This is a genomic window from Streptomyces huiliensis (genome assembly GCF_020037025.1).
In the GTDB taxonomy this organism is placed as follows: Bacteria; Actinomycetota; Actinomycetes; order Streptomycetales; family Streptomycetaceae; genus Streptomyces; species Streptomyces huiliensis.
Genome location: NZ_JAIQLH010000076.1, coordinates 22099 through 39935, shown reverse-complemented (window position 1 = coordinate 39935; position 17837 = coordinate 22099). Strand labels below are relative to the sequence as shown.

Genomic DNA, 17837 nt, shown 5'->3' with positions numbered 1-17837 from the left:
CCGGCGGGGGAAATCCGCCGCCCGGATCGGGGACGGTCAAGCCGAGCGGCTGACCGCGGTGGGGTGTGCCCCGGTCCCGCCCCTTCGCCGTTTCCTGGGGCTGCGCCCCAGACCCCCTGATCGCGGCTCCGCCGCTCGTCCTCAAACGCCGGACGGGCTGGATCAGCCCGCCCGGGGGCGCGGGGGCTCGCCCCCCGCAAGAAACGGTGAAATGGGGGTGCCCCCTCTGGGGGAGGGACCGGGGCTACCCCACCCGCTCAGAACAACCTGAGCTTGTCGTCCTCGATCCCCCGCAGCGCGTTGTAATCGAGCACCACACACCCGATCCCCCGATCCGTGGCGAGGACCCGAGCCTGCGGCTTGATCTCCTGGGCGGCGAAGATGCCGCGGACCGGCGCCAGGTGCGGATCGCGGTTGAGGAGTTCGAGGTAGCGGGTGAGCTGCTCGACGCCGTCGATCTCGCCGCGTCGCTTGAGTTCGACGGCGACGGTCTGGCCGTCGGCGTCGCGGCAGAGGATGTCGACGGGGCCGATGGCCGTCGGGTACTCGCGGCGGATCAGGGTGTAGCCCTCGCCGAGGGTCTCCAGGCGGTCGGCGAGGAGCTCCTGGAGGTGCGCTTCCACGCCGTCCTTGATGAGGCCCGGATCGACGCCGAGCTCGTGCGAGGAGTCGTGGAGGACTTCCTCCATGGTGATGATGAGCTTCTCGCCCGCCTTGTTGATCACCGTCCAGACGCTGCCGTCGCCCTCCTTGAGGGTGCAGGGCGGGGACATCCAGTTGAGGGGCTTGTAGGCCCGGTCGTCCGCGTGGATCGAGACACTGCCGTCGGCCTTGACGAGGATGAGACGGGGGGCGGACGGCAGGTGGGCGGTGAGCCGGCCGGCGTAGTCCACGGAGCAACGGGCGATGACGAGACGCATGGTGAGCCACGCTACTCGACTCCCGGCACCGGACGCGATTCGCCCTGGATGGGCCCCTTCGCCGGTGGCCAGTTGTAGGTGCGTTCTCCTGGTGGGGCAGCAGTGGCCGGATTACCGTTGAAGCGGGCGGTCGTCGTACGGGCACGGGGCGTCGTCGTCCGCTCGCCCACCCCCAGGACCCCGCCCGGCGGGGTCCGCGAGAGGAGAACTCATGTCGCTCGACGTCTCACCGGCCCTCCTCGAACAGGCCGAGCGAGGCGAGGTCGACGAAGAGGCATTCGTCGACTGCGTCCGGAACTCCCTGCCCTACGCCTGGGAGATGATCAGCTCGCTGGTGGACCGGCTCGCGGTCGAAGGCGGCGAGTTCGCCGACAACCGGACGCCGCCGCCGGACGAGCAGGCGCGCGGCCAGCTGCTGCGCGCCCTGGCGAGCGACGCGATCCGCGGTGCGCTCCAGCGGCACTTCGGGGTCCGGCTGGCGTTCCAGAACTGCCACCGGGTCGCCGTGTTCCCGCTGGACCCCTCGGTCGACGAGCGGCTGGCCCGCTTCACCTCCGTCCGTGGCCAGCTCCTCAACCAGTCCCCGGAGCTGCGCGACTGCTGAACCCGCGCCACCGCCGCTCCGCGCGCGGGGGCGCGGGACGGCACCCCGGCGCCGCCGGTGCGGCGCGCGCCGGGGGCGGTCCACCGCGTCGCCCGTCCGCGTCCGCGCGCCGCCATGGGATACGGCCAAAGGCCGACCGCTCCCGGGCCCCTCAGCGGAACAGCGGAACAGCGGAACAGCGGAACAGCGGGTCAGCGGATCAGGGGCAGGACCTCCGCGCCGAGCCGGCGCAGGTTCTCCTCGGTCGCCGCCAGGTCACCCGACCCCTCGGCCAGCAGCGCGAACCCGCGTACCCCGGTCCGTTCCGCGGTCGCCGCGAGGCGGTCGGCGCACAGCCGGGGCGAGCCGACCGGGTGCAGGGAGCAGAGCAGCTCCGTGTACGCCAGCGGGTCCCGCATCCGGCGCTCCCGGCCGTCGACGGTGACGTGGGCCCCGAGACCCTGGCGCAGCCAGCCGGGCATCGCCTTCAGCAGGGTCTCCGCCGCCTCCTGGCGGCGGTCCGCCACCTGCACCACACCCGCCGCCACGTGCCCGGCGGTGGCCACGTGCTCCGGTGAACTCCCGGCCTCCAGCGCGCACTCGCGCCACAGGGACACCATCCCGGCCTTCTCCTCGTCGGTGCTGTGCATGCCGAGCAGCATCGGCAGCCCGTGCCGGGCGGCCAGCCGGACCCCGGCGGGGGAGGTACAGGCGACGAGCACCTGCGGTCCCGGCCGGTCCAGCAGCTCGTCCGGCCGCGGGACGACGGGCACCTCGCGGAAGGAGAATCGTTTGCCCGAAGCGCCGACGCGGGGTTCCCGCAGCCAGCGCATCAGCAGTTCGAGCGATTCCGGAAACGCTTCTTCGTAAGCCTGGACGCCCGCGTTGAACACTTCCAGGTCCACCCACGGCCCGCCCCTGCCCACCCCGAGGGTGAACCGGCCGCCCGAGGCGATGTGCAGCAGCGCCGTCTGCTCACCGAGGGCCACGGGGTGGGTGGTCGGCAGGACGCTCACCGCCGTGCCCACCCGGATCCGCCGGGTGCGCCCCAGGAGCAGCCCGGCCAGCGTCACCGCCGACGGGCAGACGCCGTAGGGGACGAAGTGGTGCTCGGCCAGCCAGACCGCGTCGAGCCCGGCCTCCTCGGCGACCTCCGCCGTCCGCACCGCCCGGTACAGCGCCTCTCCATGACCCTGGCCCGGGAACTGGGCGGCCAGGACGAACGCTCCAACGCGCATGTTCGTGCACCTTCCTGCGCGACCGACCCGGATCCCCCGGTGGCAATAACGCCCGACACGTGCCACGAGGTACGGGCGTTCAGGAAGTTTTCATGATGATCGGAGAGGGCGACGGGGTAGGACCGGAGTACGTCGGACCGGGGTGGTGACCGTGACGCGTACCCTGGTCACGGCCCGTAGCTCGTCCCAACTCCGAGGTGACCCGTGTCCCCGCGCCGCAACCGCCAACGAGGCGCCGCCGCAAGGCCGGCCGCCGAGCCCGACCGGTACGAGGGCGGCGGGGTGCGCTACGGCCTGGAGCAGACGGAGAGCTGGCAGGGCGAGGACTGGTCGGTCCGCATGGTCGGCGGGAGCGCGGCGGCCAAGCACTACCGCTGCCCCGGCTGCGACCAGGAGATCCCGCCCGGGGTGCCGCACCTGGTGGTGTGGCCGCAGTACGGCGCCGGGGTCGAGGACCGGCGCCACTGGCACAAGGCCTGCTGGAACGCGCGGGACCGCCGGAGCGCGCGGCTCCAGCGGTCCCGTAACGCGCCGCGGTACTGAGTACCGCCCGTCCCAACTGTGCTCAGGCGTCCCGCTTGTTGAGCGCCAGGTGGGCGCCGGCCGTGGCGGCGGCGGCCAGCGCGAGCATGATCCACAGCGCGTCCCAGCCGGACGGGCCCGAGTCGATCTCCGCGCCGTACAGGGTGAACAGCTGCATGGGGATCGAGTACTTGAGGAGCACCTCGCCGATCTTCTCGACGGCGTCGGACTGGAGGAAGAGGGACAGCAGCGGCGGGAACAGCACCAGGCCCAGCATGGTGGTGATCGCCCCGGCGGAGTGCCGCAGCAGGGTGCCGACGGCCAGGGCCAGCAGGCCGGCAAGCGCGACGTAGAGGCTGACGCCGACGGTCGCCTTGAACCACTCGCCGGTGGTCGGGTCCTCGGTGATCCGGTCACTCAGCAGGGCACTGCTGATCATGGCGACGAGGAGCGTCGCGACCAGCGTGGTCACGAAGGCCAGGGAGCCGAGGACGATCGCCTTCGCCGTCAGCACCCGGGAGCGGCTGGGGCAGGCAGTGAGCGTGGTGCGGACCAGTCCGGTGCCGTACTCGGACGAGATGGTCAGCACGCCCAGGGTGAGCACCGGAATCATGCCCAGCAGCACGCCGACGGCGCCCACGCCGAGCACGTTGTCGGCGCTGAGGACCTCGTCGGAGTTGGAGTAGAGGAGCGACCAGGTCAGGCCGAGGCCGATGACGGTCACCAGCATCGTGCCGAGCGTCCACATCGTGGACCGCAGGCTGCGGATCTTCGTCCACTCGGCGACGACGGCGTCCCCGAGGTGCGCCGCGCGCACCGGGACCGGCGAGACGTAGCCGCCCGGCCCGCCGGGGCCCGCCTGCCCGGGCCAGTACGGCTGCGCGGGGGCCTGCCCCGGCTGCTGCGGCGCCTGACCGGGCTGCTGAGGCGCCTGACCGGGCTGCTGCGGCGCGCCCTGCGGGGGCACGGGGTGCTGAGGGGTCGTCGGGGTGGTCATCGGGCGTCCTCGGTGTCGCGCTTGGTCAGGTCGGCGGGGGCTGAGGGGGCCGCAGGTACCGCGGGGGCGCCGGCCGGCGGCTGCGGCGGGGTGGCGGGGGCGGCGAGGTGCTGCGGCGGCAGGGGCGCCTGCGGGGCCTGAGGGGGCTGCGGGGCCGCCACGGGCTGCTGCTGGGCGTACGGGTTGGGCTGCTCGCCCGGCAGCACCGGGTAGCCGGCCGGACCGTTCCACCCCTGCGGCACCGGCGCGGGCCCGCCCTGCACCGCGTAGCCGGGGGCGGCGGGCGGCTGGAAGCCGGCCCGGGGGTCGTGGGTCGACCGGTAGTCGACGGCGCCCTGCGTCATCCGCATGTACGCCTCCTCCAGGGACGCCTGGTGCGGGGAGAGCTCCCAGAGGCGGACGTCGGTGTCGTGCGCGACGTCGCTGATCCGGGGCAGCTCCAGGCCGGTGACGCGCAGGGCGCCGTCGGGCTCGGGCAGCACCTGGCCGCCCGCCTCGACCAGCGCGGCGGTGAGCTTCTCGCGCCCCTCCGGCTCGGTGTCGGGGGTGCGGACGCGGGCGAAGCCGGCCGAGTTGGCGGCGATGAAGTCCTGGACGCTCATGTCGGCGAGCAACTGGCCGCGGCCGATGACGATCAGGTGGTCGGCGGTCAGCGCCATCTCGCTCATCAGGTGCGAGGAGACGAAGACCGTCCGGCCCTCGGCGGCCAGCCGCTTCATCAGGTTGCGGACCCACAGGATGCCCTCGGGGTCCAGGCCGTTGACGGGCTCGTCGAACAGCAGCACCTGCGGGTCGCCGAGGAGCGCCGCGGCGATGCCGAGCCGCTGGCCCATGCCGAGGGAGAAGCCGCGGGAGCGCTGCTTGGCCACGCCGTGCAGACCGACCACGCCCAGCACCTCGTCCACGCGGGAGCGCGGGATGCCGGCGAGCTGGGCCAGGGACAGCAGGTGGTGGTAGGCGCTGCGGCCGCCGTGCACGGCCTTGGCGTCGATCAGCGCGCCGACCTGGCGAGCGGCGTTGGGCAGTTCCCGGAAGGGGCGGCCTCCGATGGTGACCCGGCCGGCGGTCGGCGTGTCCAGGCCCAGGATCATGCGCATGGTCGTGGACTTGCCGGAGCCGTTGGGGCCCAGGAAGCCGGTGACGGCTCCCGGCCTCACCCGGAAGTTCAGGTTGTGCACGGCCGTCTTGGCGCCGTAGCGCTTCGTCAGGCCGACTGCCTCGATCATTCTCCGCCCCTCGCGAGATGGTCGGGGCATGTGCCCCCGTTCGGGTTAGGAGGATAACGAGGGGTTGACGGTTCCACGGAATGCCGGTGGAGCGCCGGTGACGCCTCAGGGCATCAGGTCCGCGTGGCGGAGGTCGGGCGGGCCCGCGCTCGACGGAAGCTCGCCTTCCGGGCGGATCCAGCCCTCCTCGCCGAAGATGCGCGCGCCCTCCAGCCGTACCGCCTCCTCGGCGCGGGCCCGCTCGGTCCAGGCACGGGGGTCCGGCCCGAGCAGGTTGCGCAGCCGCTTCGAGGAGCGCAGCAGCGCGGCGAGCAGCGCGCCCTGGTCCTCCGCGCCGGGGTGCGGCCGGCCGGTGGCCGGGTCCAGCAGCACGCCGTGCCGGGAGACGTAGAGGTAGGCGCCGCCCAGCCGGTCGCCGGAGGGCAGCGTCATCGGGAACGCCGTCGCGGGCAACAGGACGCGCCGGTAGTGCAGCTCGGAGGCGTCCACCGCGGCGAGCTGGGCCGGGTCCAGCCAGCTGACCACCAGCCGCCGCTCGGCGGCCGGGTCGGCGTACGGCGCGGCGGCCACGTACCCGGCCCGCCCGATGTGCGCGGAGCAGCCCACCCCGATGCCGCGGACGGTCACCGGGACCATGGGCACGGCGGCCGGCAGGCCGTGCGCGGCCAGCTTGTGGCCCATCTGGGCGGGGGAGGCGTTGGAGCCCACGGCGAGTACGGGGTGCCGGTGGCCGGTGACGAGCCGGCCGAGGGCGGTGAGGAGGGCGTCCAGCTCGGGCCCACCGGGGCCGTCGGAGGACGGGCCCCCGCCGCCGTCCGTATGCGTCCCTTCCGTGCCGCCGTCCGTATGCGTCCCCTCCGCGCCACCGTCCGTATGCGTCCCCTCCGCGCCGACGACCGGCCACGTCCCCTCCCCGCCGACGACCGGCCACGCGCCGAGCGGCCGCCCCGGCACCGCGCGCAGCGGCAGCAGCTCCGCCTCCAGCAGCAGGCACGGCTCCGGGGCCGGGCGGCCCGGGTACTCCAGGGGGTGCCGGAACGGGACGGCGTCCAGCCCGAGGTCGCGCAGGGACCGCCGCATCGCCGGCTACGCGTCGCGCTTCTTCAGCACCACGTACCCGCCCACCAGCGAGGCCGCCACCCACAGCACCATGATCGCGAAGCCTCCCCAGGGCCCGTAGGGGGCGTCGTCGTCCACCAGGACGACCTGCATCACCTTCTGTCCGGCCTTGTCGGGCAGGTACTCGCCGACCTTCTTCGTGGCCGAGACGTTCGCCAGGATGCTGGAGATCAGGAAGAAGAACGGCATCAGGACGCCCAGCGAGAGCATGGGGCTGCGCAGCATCGCCGCCACCCCCATCGAGAACATCGTGATCAGCGCCATGTAGAGCCCGCCGCCGACGACCGCGCGGAGGACCCCCGGATCGCCCAGGTCCGCGCCGCGGTCGCCCAGCATCGCCTGTCCGACGAAAAAGGTGAGAAAGCTGGTGATCATGCCCACGACCAGCGCGAGCGCCGTCGCAATTGCGATCTTGCAGAACAGGAAGACGCCGCGTTGCGGAACCGCCGCCAATGATGTGCGGATCATTCCGGTGCTGTATTCGTTGGCGACCACCAATACCCCGAAAACGATCAATGCCAGCTGGCCGAGTCCCATCCCCGCGAAACTGATGAATGTCGGGTCGAAGGCGAACCGGTCTTTGGGGGAGAGGTTTTCGTAGTCGTTCTTCGCGAGTGCGCTGATCAGGGCGCCGAGCGCGACGGTGACCACGACGCCGGTGCCCAGCGTCCACACCGTGGAGCGCACGGATTTGGTCTTCGTCCATTCCGACCGCAGGACCTGTGCCGTCACCGCCATGATCAGGATTCCTTCCCGCGCCGGTCCCCGCGCCAGTCCGTTCCCCAGGCCGGCCGCCCGGCGTCCGGTGTGTCCGGCGCCCCGGCCGGCGGCTCCGCGCCGTCCCCGGCGCGCGCGTGGTACTCCACGGACTCGGCCGTCAGTCGCATGAACGCCTCCTCCAGCGAGGCCCGCTGCGGACTGAGCTCGTGCAGCGTGATCCCGTGCCGGGCCGCCAGCTCGCCCAGGTGGGCGGCGTCCTCGCCGGTCACGTCCAGCCCGCCGTCCGGGCCCGGTGCGGCCGCGATCCCGGCGCCCGAGAGCACGTCCCGCAGCCGCTCCTGCTCCGGCGAGCGCATCCGTACGAACGAACGCGAGTTCCGCGCGATGAAGTCGGCCATGGAGGTGTCGGCGAGCAGCCGGCCCTGGCCGATGACGATCAGGTGCTCGGCGGTCAGCGCCATCTCGCTCATCAGGTGCGAGGAGACGAAGACCGTACGGCCCTGCGCCGCCAGGCCCTTCATCAGCGTCCGGATCCAGTGGATGCCTTCCGGGTCCAGGCCGTTGACGGGTTCGTCGAACATCAGGATGCGCGGGTCGCCGAGGAGCGCGGCGGCGATGCCCAGCCGCTGGCCCATGCCCAGCGAGAACCCCTTGGCCCGCTTCCGCGCAACCGACGTCAGGCCCACCGTGTCCAGTACCTCGCGCACGCGGGCGGGCGGGATGCCGTTGCTCTGCGCCAGGCACAGCAGGTGGTTGTAGGCGCTGCGACCGCCGTGGATCGCCTTGGCGTCCAGCAGGGCGCCCACCGTCCGCAGGGGGTCGTGCAGTTCGCGGTAGTGCCGGCCGTCGATGCGGACGGTGCCACTGGTGGGGTTGTCGAGGTCGAGCATCATGCGCATCGTGGTCGATTTGCCCGCGCCGTTGGGGCCGAGGAAACCCGTGACGATTCCGGGGCGCACGGTGCAGGTGAGGTGATCGACGGCGAGCTTGTCGCCGTAGCGCTTGGTCAGACCCTCCAGCTCGATCATTCACTCACGGTACGGGCGTGGCCGGAGCCTCGCCACCGGAAGGGCGCTGTCCGCGGGGCGGCGGGGCGCTGCGCGTGGGGCAGGGGCGCGCGGGACACGTCAGCGCGCCGTGGGACGCCGCCGGATCCTCGGACGGCCACGACGCGCTGAGCGCGGGATCCCCCGAACGAATGTGGTGCTGGGTACTGCTGTTGCCGCTGCTCTGTACTTCCCGTGCCGCGGCCCGCCGTAACGGCCTGCGTACGGCTTCCGTACGGCCTGCGTACGGCCTCGTGCGGTCCCGCGGTCGCCTCTCGCCGCCGGTGAACCGCCGCGGTTCAGCGGCTCTGCTGGGCCGGGACGCCGCGCGAGATCGGCTCGTCGTCACCGGGCACACCGGCCGCGGCCACCGCGGCGCCGGTCAGCGTGGCGAGCATCTCGCGGACGTTGGTGAGCTGGGCGTTGATGCTGTCGCGGCGGTTGGTCAGCGCCGCCAGCTCGCGCTCGGACTCGCTGCGGATCCGGTCCGCCTTGGCGTTGGCGTCGGCCACGATGTCCTCGGCCTGGCGCTGCGCGGTCTCCACCGTCTGGCGCGCCCGGCGCTCCGCGTCCGTCCGCAGCTTCTCGGCCTCCAGCCGCAGCTGCTCCGCGCGGTGCTCGATCTCCGCGAGCCGCTTCTCCGCCTTCGCCTGCCGCGAGGCGAGGTCCCGCTCGGACTGCTCGCGGCGCTTGGCCAGGTTGGTCTCGAAATCGGCCGCCGCCTGGGCCGCCTTGGCACGCGTCTCCTCGAAGAGGGCGTCCGCCTCCTCGCGCTTGGACTGCGCGTCCTTCTGCGCCTCGGCCCGCAGCGTCGCCGCGTCCCCCTTGGCCTTCTCGACGATCCGGGCGCCCTCGTCCTCCGCCTTCGCCTTGCGGTCGGAGGCGAACGCCTCGGCGTCGTTGCGCACTTGCTGCGCCGCCGACTCCGCCAGCTCACGGTGCTGCTCCGCCGCCCGACGGGCCTCCTCGCGCAGGTCCTTGGCCTCTTCCTCGGCCAGCCGGAGGATCTTCTCGACCCGCGCCCCGAGCCCCGCGTACGACGGTTCCGCGTCATTGATCTGGGCCTGAGCGTTCTGCGTCTCGAGGTGCAGCTCCTCGATGCGCTTTTCCAGAGAGGTGATCCGGGCCAGTGCGCTGTCACGGTCGGCGACGAGCTTGGTAATGCGGTCGTCCACCTGGCCGCGGTCGTATCCACGCCGCACGAGCTCGAAGCCGAAGGGGGAGGAAGTGTCGCTCATGGGGTTCCTGTCGAAAGAGACCGGTGAGGTGATAAGGGAATCCTAGGGCGGTGAGCGGCGTCGCATGGAGCAGATCCTCGTACTCGGTTGGCGGATTGGGGAATTGTTCCCCTCGAATGAGTGGCTTACTTCTGACTCTGCTTGCCACCCGAACGAGTAGCGCCGGCTCCCGCCGTCGCCTTCACCCCGCCCTCCTTGGAGCCGCTTGCCCCGGGGGACTCAAATGATTCCAACGCCTCCAACACGTCCTGGACACGGGAAATCTCCGCGTTGATGTCCTTGCGGCGCCGAACCAGCGCCTCCAACTCCGTCCGGCCGCCCTCGACCAGGCGCTGAGCCTCCTGCTCCGCCTCGGTGCGCAGGCGCTGCGCCTCGCGTACGGCCTCGCTGTGCAGCCGCTCGGCCTCCCGCACGGCGGCGGCCTTCTTCTGCTCCGCCTCCTTCAGCAGGCCCTCGGCCTTCTTCACCGCGGCGACCCGGACCTTGTTCGCCTCGCCGCCGGCGTCGGACACCAGCTGCTTCGCCTTCGCCTCGGCCTCCGCCAACTGCTCGGTGGCGGCGGCGACGAGCTTGTCGCAGCGCTCGCCGGCCGACTGCATGGCCTCCGCGGCCTCCCGCCGCGCCCGGTCGTGCAGCTCCTCGACCTCGGCCTCGATGCGCGCCCGCAGCTCGTCCGTGCGCTCCCTTATGGCGGTCGCGTCCCCGCGGGCCTCGGCCAGCAGGGTGTCGGCGTCCGTACGGGCCTGCTCCACCAGCGCGTTGCCCTCGCCGGTGGCCTCCGCGACGATCCGCTCCGCCTCCCGGCGGGCGACGCCGACCATGGTGTCCGCCTGCTCCTCGGCCGCGGCGGCGGTCTTCACCGCCTCCTCCCGGGCCTTGGCGATCAGCGCGTCCGCCTGCTCGGCGGCCTCGGTACGCCGCCGGGCCGCCGCGTCCCGCGCCTCGTCGACCGTCCGGTCGGCCTCCTCGCGCGCCTCCGCGCGCAGCCGCTCGGCCTCCAGCACCGCGTCGGCCTTCAGCTTCGCCGAGTCCGCGCGCGTGCTGTTGGCGTTCTCCTGGGCCGCGGCCAGGGCCGCCTGCGCCTCGGCGGCCATCCGCTCGGCCTCGGCCGTCGCCTCGGCGACCAGCTCGTCGGCCTGCCGCGCGGCCTCGGTACGCCGCCGCGCCGCGTCCTCGCGCGCCTCGTCCGCCGTCTCGGCGGCCTCCTGACGTGCCTGCTCCAGCGCCGCCGCCGCGTCGGCCCGCACCCGCTCGGCCTCGGCCTGGGCGTCCGCCAGCGTCCGCTCGGCCTCCGCCGCGGTCTCCGCGCGGTGCGCCTCCGCCGCCTCGCGGGCCTCCTCGGCCATGCGCGCCGCCTCGGCGGCCATCCGCTCGGCCTCGCTCGTCGCCTCGGCGACCAGCTCGTCCGCCTGCCGCGCGGCCTCCGAGCGGCGCTTGTCGGCCGCCGCGCGCGCCTCGTCCAGGATGCGGTCGGCGTCGTCCTGCGCCGAAGAGGTCAGCTCCGCCGCCTCGTTGACGATGCGTTCGGCCTCCGCACGGCCGTCCGCCCGCATCTTGTTCGCGTCCTCGCGGGCCTCGGCCCGGGCGCGCGCCGCGTCCTGCTCGGCCGACGCCAGCGCGTCCGACGCGTCGGTGCGCATCTGCTGCGCCTTCGCCGACGCGTCCGAGACCAGCCGCTCGGCCTCGGCCGTCGCCTTCGCGACCAGCTCGTCGGCCTGCTGCGCCGCCTCCACCCGGTGGGCGTCGGCCGCGTCCCGCGCCTCGTCCATGACGCGCCGGGCCTCGGCCCGCAGCGCCTCCGCGTCGGCCGCCGCCTGGGCGCGCTCCGCCTCGGCGGCCTCCTCGGCCTCGTCCAGCACCCGGCCGGCGTCCGCGCGCAGCCGCTCGGCTTCGCTCGTGGCCTCCGCGATCAGCGCGTCCGCCTGCTCGGCGGCGTCCGACCGGCGCTTGTTGGCCGCCTCGCGGGCCTCCTCCAGCACCCGCGCCGCCTCGGCCTCGACGCGCTCGCCCTCGGCGATCGCCTCCTCGACCGTGCGCTCGGCCAGCTCGCGGGCCGCCTCCGAGGCCGACTGGGCCTCGGCGCGGATCCGCACCGCGTCCTCGCGGGCGCTCTCGCGCTCCGCGTACGCCTCGGAGCGGACCCGGTCCGCCTCCTCCTGCGCCTCGGTGACCGTCCGCTCGGCGCTGTGCTCGGCGGCCGACCGCAGCCCGGCGATCTCCTCCTCGGCCTGCTCGTGCAGGCCCGCGACGGACTCCCGCACCTGCTGGGCCGTCTGCTCGGCGGCGGACACCAGCTCCGCCGCCCGCTGCTCGGCCTCCTCGACCAGGCGCCGGGCCTCCTCCTGCGCCTCCGCGACCCGCTTGCGCGCCGAGGCCAGCAGCTCCTCGCTCTGCTCGCGCGCCGCCTCGCGCTCCGCCTGCGCCTCGGTCCGGGCGTCGCCGAGCGTCTCCTCCGCCTCGCGGCGACGCCGGGCGGCCTCCTCCTGGGCGGCGGCCAGCTCCTCGGCGGCCTCCGCCGCCGTCCGCTCCGCCGCCGCGTTGGCCTCGGACCGGATCCGGTCGGCGGCCTCCTGGGCCTCCGACCGCAGCCGCTCGGCCTCCTCGGCCGCCTCGGCGCGCAGCCGCGACGCCGTCTCCTCGCCCTCGGCACGGGCCGCGGCGGCCTCCTCGGCGGCCTCCGCGCGCTGCCGCTCGGCGTCCTCCTCGGCCTGCGCCCGCACCGCCCGGGCCCGCTCCGCGGCCTCGGTCCGCTGCCGCTCGGTCTCCTCCGCGGCCTCCTTGCGCAGCCGCTCGGCCTCCGTACGGGCCTCGCGCAGCGCCGTCTCGGCGGCCTCGACCCGCTCCTCGGCCTCGGTCCGCAGCCGGGTCAGCTCCTCGGCGGCGTCCTCGCGCAGCGCCTCGGCGGCCTTCTCGGCCTCCGCGCGCAGCTTCTCCGCCGCCTCGGCCGCCTCGGTGCGGGTGCGCTCGGCGTGGTCCTCGGCCTCCTCGGCCATCTCCTCGGCCTCGGCCCGGGCGCGCTCCAGCGCCTCCTCGGCCTGCTTGCGCAGCCCGGCGGCGCGCTCGGCCGCCTCGGCCCGCACCCGCTCGCCCTCGGCCGTCGCCGCGGACCGCGTCTCCGCCGCGTCGCTCTTCGCCTTGGCCAGCAGCTCCTCGGCGGTCTTCGCCGCCTCCTCGATCTGCTGGAGCGCCTCGCGGCGCGCCTCGGCGCGGACCTTCTCGGCCTCGGCGACGGCGTCCGCGCGCAGCTGCTCGGCCTCGCCGCGCAGCCGCCGCGCCTCCTCCTGGAGCTCGACGGTCTTGGCGCGGTACTCCTTGGTGTCGTCCTTCGCGGCGCCCTTGAGCTGCTCGGCCGACTCCTCGGCCTGCGCCCGCAGCCGCTCGGCCTCGGCCTCCGCCTCCTTGCGGATGCGCTCGGCCTCCTCCGCCGCGGCCTTGGTGGCGGCCCGGGCGTCCTCGGACGCCTTGGACAGCATCTCCTCGGCCGTCCGCGCGGCCTTGGCCAGCTGGGCGGCCGAGTCCTCGGCGGCGGCGCTGCGCGCCTTGTCCGCCGTCTCGGCGAGCAGCCGCTCGGCCTCCGCCGCCGCGTCGTCGCGCAGCTGCTGGGCCTCGGCCCGCAGCGCCTCGGCCTCCTTGGTGGCCTCGGCGACCAGCCGGGTGATCTCGGCGCGCGCGGCCCGGGTGCGCTGCTCGTTGTCGCTCTCGGCCTCGGACAGCCGCGCCTGCGCGGCCTGCGCGGCCTCGGCGACGACCTTCTCGGCCTCGGCCCGTGCCTCGCGCAGCGCCGTCTCGGCCTCCCGCATCCGCTCCTCGGCGGTCCGGGTCAGCTCGGCGGCGGCCGTCCTGGCCTGCTCGGCCTCGCCGCCGGCCTCGGTACGCAGCCGCTCGGCGTGGTCGGTGGCCTCCTGGGCCTGCTGGGAGGCGGCGGTCAGCAGCCGCTCGGCGTCCGTGCGCGCCCGGCGCAGGATCGCTTCGGCTTCGGCGCGGGCCTCCTCGGCGGCGGCGCCCAGCCGGGCGCGCGCCTGCTCGGTGAGGCGCGCGGCCTCGGCCCGCGCGGTGCTCAGCGCCTGCTCGGCCTCGGCCCGGGACTCCTCCAGGAGCCGGCGGGCCTGCGCGTCGGTACGGGCGCGCAGCTGCTCGGCCCAGGCCACGTTCTCGTTGACGTGCGACTCGACCGTCGACCGGCGCTCGTTGAGCTCCTCGTCCAGCCGCTGCCGGCGGGCGACCGCCTCGGCGTGCAGCTCGGCCTCCATGCGGGCCTGCCGCTCGGCGTGCTCCTGGAGCAGCCGCTGCGTCTGGGCGCGCGCCTCGCGCAGCTCGCGCTCGGCGTCCGCGCGCAGCTGGTCGGCCTGGATCTGCGCGTTGCGCAGCAGCTGTTCGGCCTGGTAGTCGAGTCCGGCCGCGTCATAGGCGGGACGGTGCGCGAGGGTGCGCCGCGCCTCGTGCAGCTTGGCGCGCAACACCTCGACCTGGTAGCCGAGGTCGTCGGCGTGCTGGACCGCCTTCTCCCGCTCCTTCTTCAGCCGCTCCATCTCGGCCTCGAATTGCGAGAGGTGGTCGGTTTCAGCCCGCTGGCTGTCCTGGCGCTCGTAGCCCCGCACTGCGCGGTCCATCCGTCCCCTGGTCGCGTCGGTGGCCGGCCCCGTGCGTGGTGGTGGAACCCGGAGCCCGCCCTTCCGAAGAAATGGTGTCAGATCATCGGCACAGCCTGGGCCGGGCCCCACCCGTACCCCGGCCGAACCTGCACTCTACCGGCCGGGGCAGGTGTGGGTCAGTGCTCCTCGTCCGGGCGGGGCGCCGAGGTGACCAGTTCCGTCAGCACGCCGTGGCAGTCCTTGGGGTGCAGGAAGGTGATGCGGGAGCCCATGGAACCCGTGCGCGGGGCGTCGTAGAGGACGCGGACGCCCTTGTCCCGCACGGCCGCCGCGTCGGCGTCCACGTCGGCCGTGCCGAACGCGATGTGGTGCACGCCCTCGCCGTTCTTCGCCAGCCACTTGCCGACGGGGGAGTCCTCCCGGATCGGCTCCAGGAGCTGGAGGTAGGAGGCGCCGCCGTCCGACGTCTCATTGATCTTCAGCATGGCCTCGCGTACGCCCTGTTCCTCGTTGACCTCCGTGTGGAACACCTCGAAGCCGTACGTGGCACGGTAGAACTCGACGGTGGCGTCGAGGTCGGAGCAGGCGATCCCGATGTGGTCGATGCGCGTCAGCATGGGTCCAGTGCACCGCCGCGCGGAGCGGTTACGCAACGTGCGCGCGATCACACCCGCCGCCCGATGACCGACCGGTGTACCGCTCAGTACATTGACGAGAACCACCGTTAACCGCCTCCGCCGAAGGAGCACCGTCCATGTCTGGTACGAACGGTTCGACCGCCCCCACCTCCGTGATCGTCGCGGGCGCCCGGACGCCCATGGGCCGCCTCCTCGGCTCCCTGCGCTCCTTCTCCGCGGCCGAACTGGGCGGTTTCGCCATCAAGGCCGCACTCGACCGGGCCGGCATCGGCGGTGACCAGGTGCAGTACGTGATCATGGGTCAGGTGCTGCAGGCCGGCGCCGGGCAGATCCCCGCCCGCCAGGCGGCCGTGCACGGCGGCATCCCGATGAACGTCCCCGCACTGACCGTCAACAAGGTGTGCCTGTCCGGCCTCGACGCGATCGCGCTGGCCGACCAGCTCATCCGCGCGGGCGAGTTCGAGATCGTCGTCGCGGGCGGCCAGGAGTCGATGACCAACGCCCCGCACCTGCTGCCCAAGTCCCGCGAGGGCTACAAGTACGGCGCGATCGAGATGCTCGACTCCATGGCACACGACGGGCTCACCGACCCGTTCGAGGCCATCGCCATGGGCGAGTCGACCGAGAAGCACAACACCCGGCTGGGCATCGGCCGCGCCGCGCAGGACGAGATCGGCGCCCGCTCCCACCAGCGCGCCGCCGCCGCCCAGAAGAACGGCCTGTTCGACGCCGAGATCACCCCGGTCGCGGTGCCGCAGCGCAAGGGCGAGCCGGTGGTCTTCAGCAAGGACGAGGGCGTCCGCGGGGACACCACCGTCGAGGTGCTGGGCAAGCTGAAGCCCTCGTTCAGCAAGGACGGCACCATCACCGCCGGCACCTCCTCGCAGATCTCCGACGGCGCCGCGGCCGTGGTCGTGATGAGCAAGGCCAAGGCCGAGGAACTGGGCCTGGAGTGGATCGCCGAGATCGGCGCCCACGGCAACGTGGCCGGCCCGGACAACTCGCTGCACTCCCAGCCGTCCAACGCGATCCTGCACGCCCTCTCCAAGGAGGGGCTGACGGTCGACGATCTGGACCTGATCGAGATCAATGAGGCTTTCGCGGCGGTTCTTGTGCAGTCAATCAAGGATCTGGGGGTATCGCCGGAAAAGGTGAACGTCAACGGCGGCGCCATCGCACTGGGCCACCCCATCGGCATGTCGGGCGCCCGGACGGTCCTCCACCTCGCCCTGGAGCTGCGCCGGCGGGGCGGCGGGACGGGCGCGGCGGCGCTGTGCGGCGGCGGCGGCCAGGGCGACGCCCTGATCATCCGCGTGCCGGGCAAGTGACGGCCGGACCCACCGGCACGCGACGGAAGGAGCGGCGATGGCGGACGTGACCGCGCTGGTCGAGCAGGCCCGGGCCGGCGGTCCGCGCGCCGTCGCCCGGCTGATCTCGCTGGTGGAGGGGGCGTCCCCGCAGCTGCGCGAGGTGATGGCGGCGCTGGTGCCGCTCGCCGGCGGGGCCTACGTGGTCGGGCTCACCGGCTCGCCGGGCGTCGGCAAGTCCACCTCCACCTCGGCCCTGGTCTCCGCCTACCGGCGGCGGGGCAAGCGGGTCGGGGTGCTGGCCGTCGACCCGTCGTCGCCGTTCTCCGGGGGCGCCCTGCTGGGCGACCGGGTGCGGATGTCGGAGCACGCCTCCGACCCGGGGGTGTACATCCGCTCGATGGCCACCCGGGGGCACCTGGGCGGCCTCTCCTGGGCCGCGCCGCAGGCGATCCGCGTCCTGGACGCGGCCGGCTGCGACGTGGTGCTGGTGGAGACCGTGGGCGTGGGCCAGTCCGAGGTGGACATCGCCTCCGAGGCCGACACGACGGTGGTGCTGCTGGCCCCGGGCATGGGCGACGGGATCCAGGCGGCCAAGGCCGGGATCCTGGAGATCGGCGACGTCTACGTGGTCAACAAGGCGGACCGGGACGGCGCGGACGCGACGGCCCGGGAGCTCAACCACATGCTCGGGCTGGGCGAGGCGCGCAAGCCCGGCGACTGGCGGCCGCCGATCGTGAAGACCGTGGCGGCCCGCGGCGAGGGCACCGACGAGGTGGTCGAGGCGCTGGAGAAGCACCGGGCCTGGATGGAGGAGAACGGCGTCCTCGCGGAGCGGCGTGCGGCCCGGGTGGCGCACGAGATCGAGCGCATCGCGGTCACCGCGCTGCGCTCGCGCATCGGCGACCTGCGCGGCGGCCGGGACGTGGGCGCGCTGGCGGCGCGGGTGCTGGACGGGTCGCTGGACCCGTACGCGGCGGCGGACGAGCTGGTGGCGGGGCTGACGGCGGGGGCCTGAACCGCCGTCTCCCCGGCCGGCCCGGCCGTCCGTGACCGCGACGGGTACGGACGGCCGGGCCGCGGCTCCTGAGGGGCCGCGGCGGCCCTGAGAGCCCCGAGGGTCAGCCCTTGCCCCGCGCGGCCCGCAGGTGCTCGGCCACCGGGGTCAGCGAGCCGTGCAGCGCCTTGAGCTCGTCGGGCGACAGCAGGTCGATGAAGTGCTGCCGGACGGACGCCACATGGTGCGGCGCGACCTTCCGCATGGTCTCCCAGCCCTGGCCGGTGAGGACGGCGAACAGCCCCCGCCGGTCGGACTCGCAGTTCTCCCGGCGGACGAGACCCGCGTTCTCCATCCGCGTGATCTGGTGCGAGAGGCGGCTCTTCGACTGCAGGGTCGCGGCGGCGAGATCGCTCATCCGCATCCGGTGGTCCTTCGACTCGGAGAGGTTGACCAGGATCTCGTAGTCGTTGTTGGTCAGGCCGAACGGCTGGAGGTCCCGTTCGAGCTGATGCATCAACAGCCGGCTGACGTCCAGGTGGGCACGCCAGGTGCGCTGTTCCTCATCGTTGAGCCAACGTGTGCCGTTCTCGGTGTCCATGGTGAGATTCTACCTAAGAAAGTTGAAAAGCGAACCAATTGGGAGGGCGTGGCCGGAACGGGAGGTCAAGCGTTCGATGTCACACTCCGCAGG

15 protein-coding genes are annotated in these 17837 nt (G+C 73.8%); 4 read left to right on the top strand and 11 right to left on the bottom strand.

All coding sequences use genetic code 11. From position 1 onward, the window contains the following. Positions 1–257 precede the first annotated feature (257 nt). Complete coding sequence (gene nucS / locus JNW98_RS15500) at positions 258–920, bottom strand: endonuclease NucS (RefSeq protein ID WP_223768799.1); 663 nt, start codon at positions 918–920, stop codon at positions 258–260. Positions 921–1131: 211 nt separating this feature from the next. Between nucS and JNW98_RS15495 the strand changes: the two genes are divergently transcribed. After that, a complete protein-coding gene (locus JNW98_RS15495) occupies positions 1132–1524 on the top strand; it encodes an SCO5389 family protein (RefSeq protein WP_223768798.1) in 393 nt (130 codons plus the stop codon). 191 nt (positions 1525–1715) lie between these two features. Here JNW98_RS15495 and JNW98_RS15490 read toward each other — a convergent pair whose 3' ends face one another. Next, positions 1716–2741, bottom strand: a complete 1026-nt coding sequence (locus tag JNW98_RS15490) for an LLM class flavin-dependent oxidoreductase (RefSeq protein WP_223768797.1) — start codon at positions 2739–2741, stop codon at positions 1716–1718. A 204-nt stretch (positions 2742–2945) separates the two neighbouring features. On the opposite strand from JNW98_RS15490, the gene JNW98_RS15485 reads away from it, so the two are divergent. Next, on the top strand, positions 2946–3284 hold the full coding sequence (locus tag JNW98_RS15485) for an Rv1322 family protein (protein WP_223768796.1): 339 nt from the start codon (positions 2946–2948) through the stop codon (positions 3282–3284). A 22-nt stretch (positions 3285–3306) separates the two neighbouring features. Here JNW98_RS15485 and JNW98_RS15480 read toward each other — a convergent pair whose 3' ends face one another. The 8 genes from JNW98_RS15480 to mce all read right to left on the bottom strand — a co-directional run bounded on the left by JNW98_RS15480 (position 3307) and on the right by mce (position 14818). After that, positions 3307–4260: an ABC transporter permease subunit gene (locus JNW98_RS15480; protein ID WP_223768795.1), complete on the bottom strand. Its 954-nt coding sequence runs from the start codon at positions 4258–4260 to the stop codon at positions 3307–3309. Then, a complete protein-coding gene (locus tag JNW98_RS15475; protein WP_223768794.1) occupies positions 4257–5486 on the bottom strand; it encodes an ABC transporter ATP-binding protein in 1230 nt (409 codons plus the stop codon). Before JNW98_RS15475 ends, JNW98_RS15480 begins: the two co-directional genes overlap by 4 nt. Before the next feature lie 105 nt (positions 5487–5591). Beyond that, on the bottom strand, positions 5592–6566 hold the full coding sequence (locus JNW98_RS15470; protein WP_223768793.1) for a hypothetical protein: 975 nt from the start codon (positions 6564–6566) through the stop codon (positions 5592–5594). A gap of 6 nt (positions 6567–6572) precedes the next feature. Then, positions 6573–7343 carry an ABC transporter permease gene (locus JNW98_RS15465; protein WP_223768792.1) on the bottom strand — a complete coding sequence of 257 codons (771 nt, stop codon included), beginning with the start codon at positions 7341–7343 and terminating at the stop codon, positions 6573–6575. Positions 7344–7345: 2 nt separating this feature from the next. Further along, positions 7346–8353, bottom strand: coding sequence for an ABC transporter ATP-binding protein (locus JNW98_RS15460; protein WP_223768791.1), 1008 nt, complete (start codon positions 8351–8353; stop codon positions 7346–7348). Positions 8354–8670: 317 nt separating this feature from the next. Then, positions 8671–9609, bottom strand: a complete 939-nt coding sequence (locus JNW98_RS15455; RefSeq protein WP_223768790.1) for a coiled-coil domain-containing protein — start codon at positions 9607–9609, stop codon at positions 8671–8673. Between the two features lie 125 nt (positions 9610–9734). After that, on the bottom strand, positions 9735–14207 hold the full coding sequence (scy, locus tag JNW98_RS15450; protein WP_372459253.1) for a polarized growth protein Scy: 4473 nt from the start codon (positions 14205–14207) through the stop codon (positions 9735–9737). 170 nt (positions 14208–14377) lie between these two features. Further along, positions 14378–14818, bottom strand: coding sequence for a methylmalonyl-CoA epimerase (mce, locus tag JNW98_RS15445; protein WP_223768788.1), 441 nt, complete (start codon positions 14816–14818; stop codon positions 14378–14380). A 173-nt stretch (positions 14819–14991) separates the two neighbouring features. On the opposite strand from mce, the gene JNW98_RS15440 reads away from it, so the two are divergent. Continuing rightward, a complete protein-coding gene (locus tag JNW98_RS15440; protein WP_223768801.1) occupies positions 14992–16167 on the top strand; it encodes an acetyl-CoA C-acetyltransferase in 1176 nt (391 codons plus the stop codon). A 37-nt stretch (positions 16168–16204) separates the two neighbouring features. Next, positions 16205–17164, top strand: coding sequence for a methylmalonyl Co-A mutase-associated GTPase MeaB (gene meaB, locus JNW98_RS15435; protein WP_223768787.1), 960 nt, complete (start codon positions 16205–16207; stop codon positions 17162–17164). Positions 17165–17267: 103 nt separating this feature from the next. Here the strand turns inward: meaB and JNW98_RS15430 are convergent, their stop codons facing one another. Beyond that, complete coding sequence (locus JNW98_RS15430) at positions 17268–17744, bottom strand: MarR family winged helix-turn-helix transcriptional regulator (RefSeq protein WP_223768786.1); 477 nt, start codon at positions 17742–17744, stop codon at positions 17268–17270. Positions 17745–17837 lie beyond the last annotated feature (93 nt).

What these genes read in the sequence shown, in the direction of transcription:
- JNW98_RS15460 (WP_223768791.1), bottom strand. Translation starts at nt 8,353, where the DNA reads ATGATCGAGCTGGAGGGTCTGACCAAGCGCTACGGCGACAAGCTCGCC.
- JNW98_RS15490 (WP_223768797.1), bottom strand. Translation starts at nt 2,741, where the DNA reads ATGCGCGTTGGAGCGTTCGTCCTGGCCGCCCAGTTCCCGGGCCAGGGT.
- mce (WP_223768788.1), bottom strand. Translation starts at nt 14,818, where the DNA reads ATGCTGACGCGCATCGACCACATCGGGATCGCCTGCTCCGACCTCGAC.
- JNW98_RS15430 (WP_223768786.1), bottom strand. Translation starts at nt 17,744, where the DNA reads ATGGACACCGAGAACGGCACACGTTGGCTCAACGATGAGGAACAGCGC.
- JNW98_RS15480 (WP_223768795.1), bottom strand. Translation starts at nt 4,260, where the DNA reads ATGACCACCCCGACGACCCCTCAGCACCCCGTGCCCCCGCAGGGCGCG.
- meaB (WP_223768787.1), top strand. Translation starts at nt 16,205, where the DNA reads ATGGCGGACGTGACCGCGCTGGTCGAGCAGGCCCGGGCCGGCGGTCCG.
- JNW98_RS15465 (WP_223768792.1), bottom strand. Translation starts at nt 7,343, where the DNA reads ATGGCGGTGACGGCACAGGTCCTGCGGTCGGAATGGACGAAGACCAAA.
- nucS (WP_223768799.1), bottom strand. Translation starts at nt 920, where the DNA reads ATGCGTCTCGTCATCGCCCGTTGCTCCGTGGACTACGCCGGCCGGCTC.
- JNW98_RS15475 (WP_223768794.1), bottom strand. Translation starts at nt 5,486, where the DNA reads ATGATCGAGGCAGTCGGCCTGACGAAGCGCTACGGCGCCAAGACGGCC.
- JNW98_RS15470 (WP_223768793.1), bottom strand. Translation starts at nt 6,566, where the DNA reads ATGCGGCGGTCCCTGCGCGACCTCGGGCTGGACGCCGTCCCGTTCCGG.
- JNW98_RS15495 (WP_223768798.1), top strand. Translation starts at nt 1,132, where the DNA reads ATGTCGCTCGACGTCTCACCGGCCCTCCTCGAACAGGCCGAGCGAGGC.
- JNW98_RS15455 (WP_223768790.1), bottom strand. Translation starts at nt 9,609, where the DNA reads ATGAGCGACACTTCCTCCCCCTTCGGCTTCGAGCTCGTGCGGCGTGGA.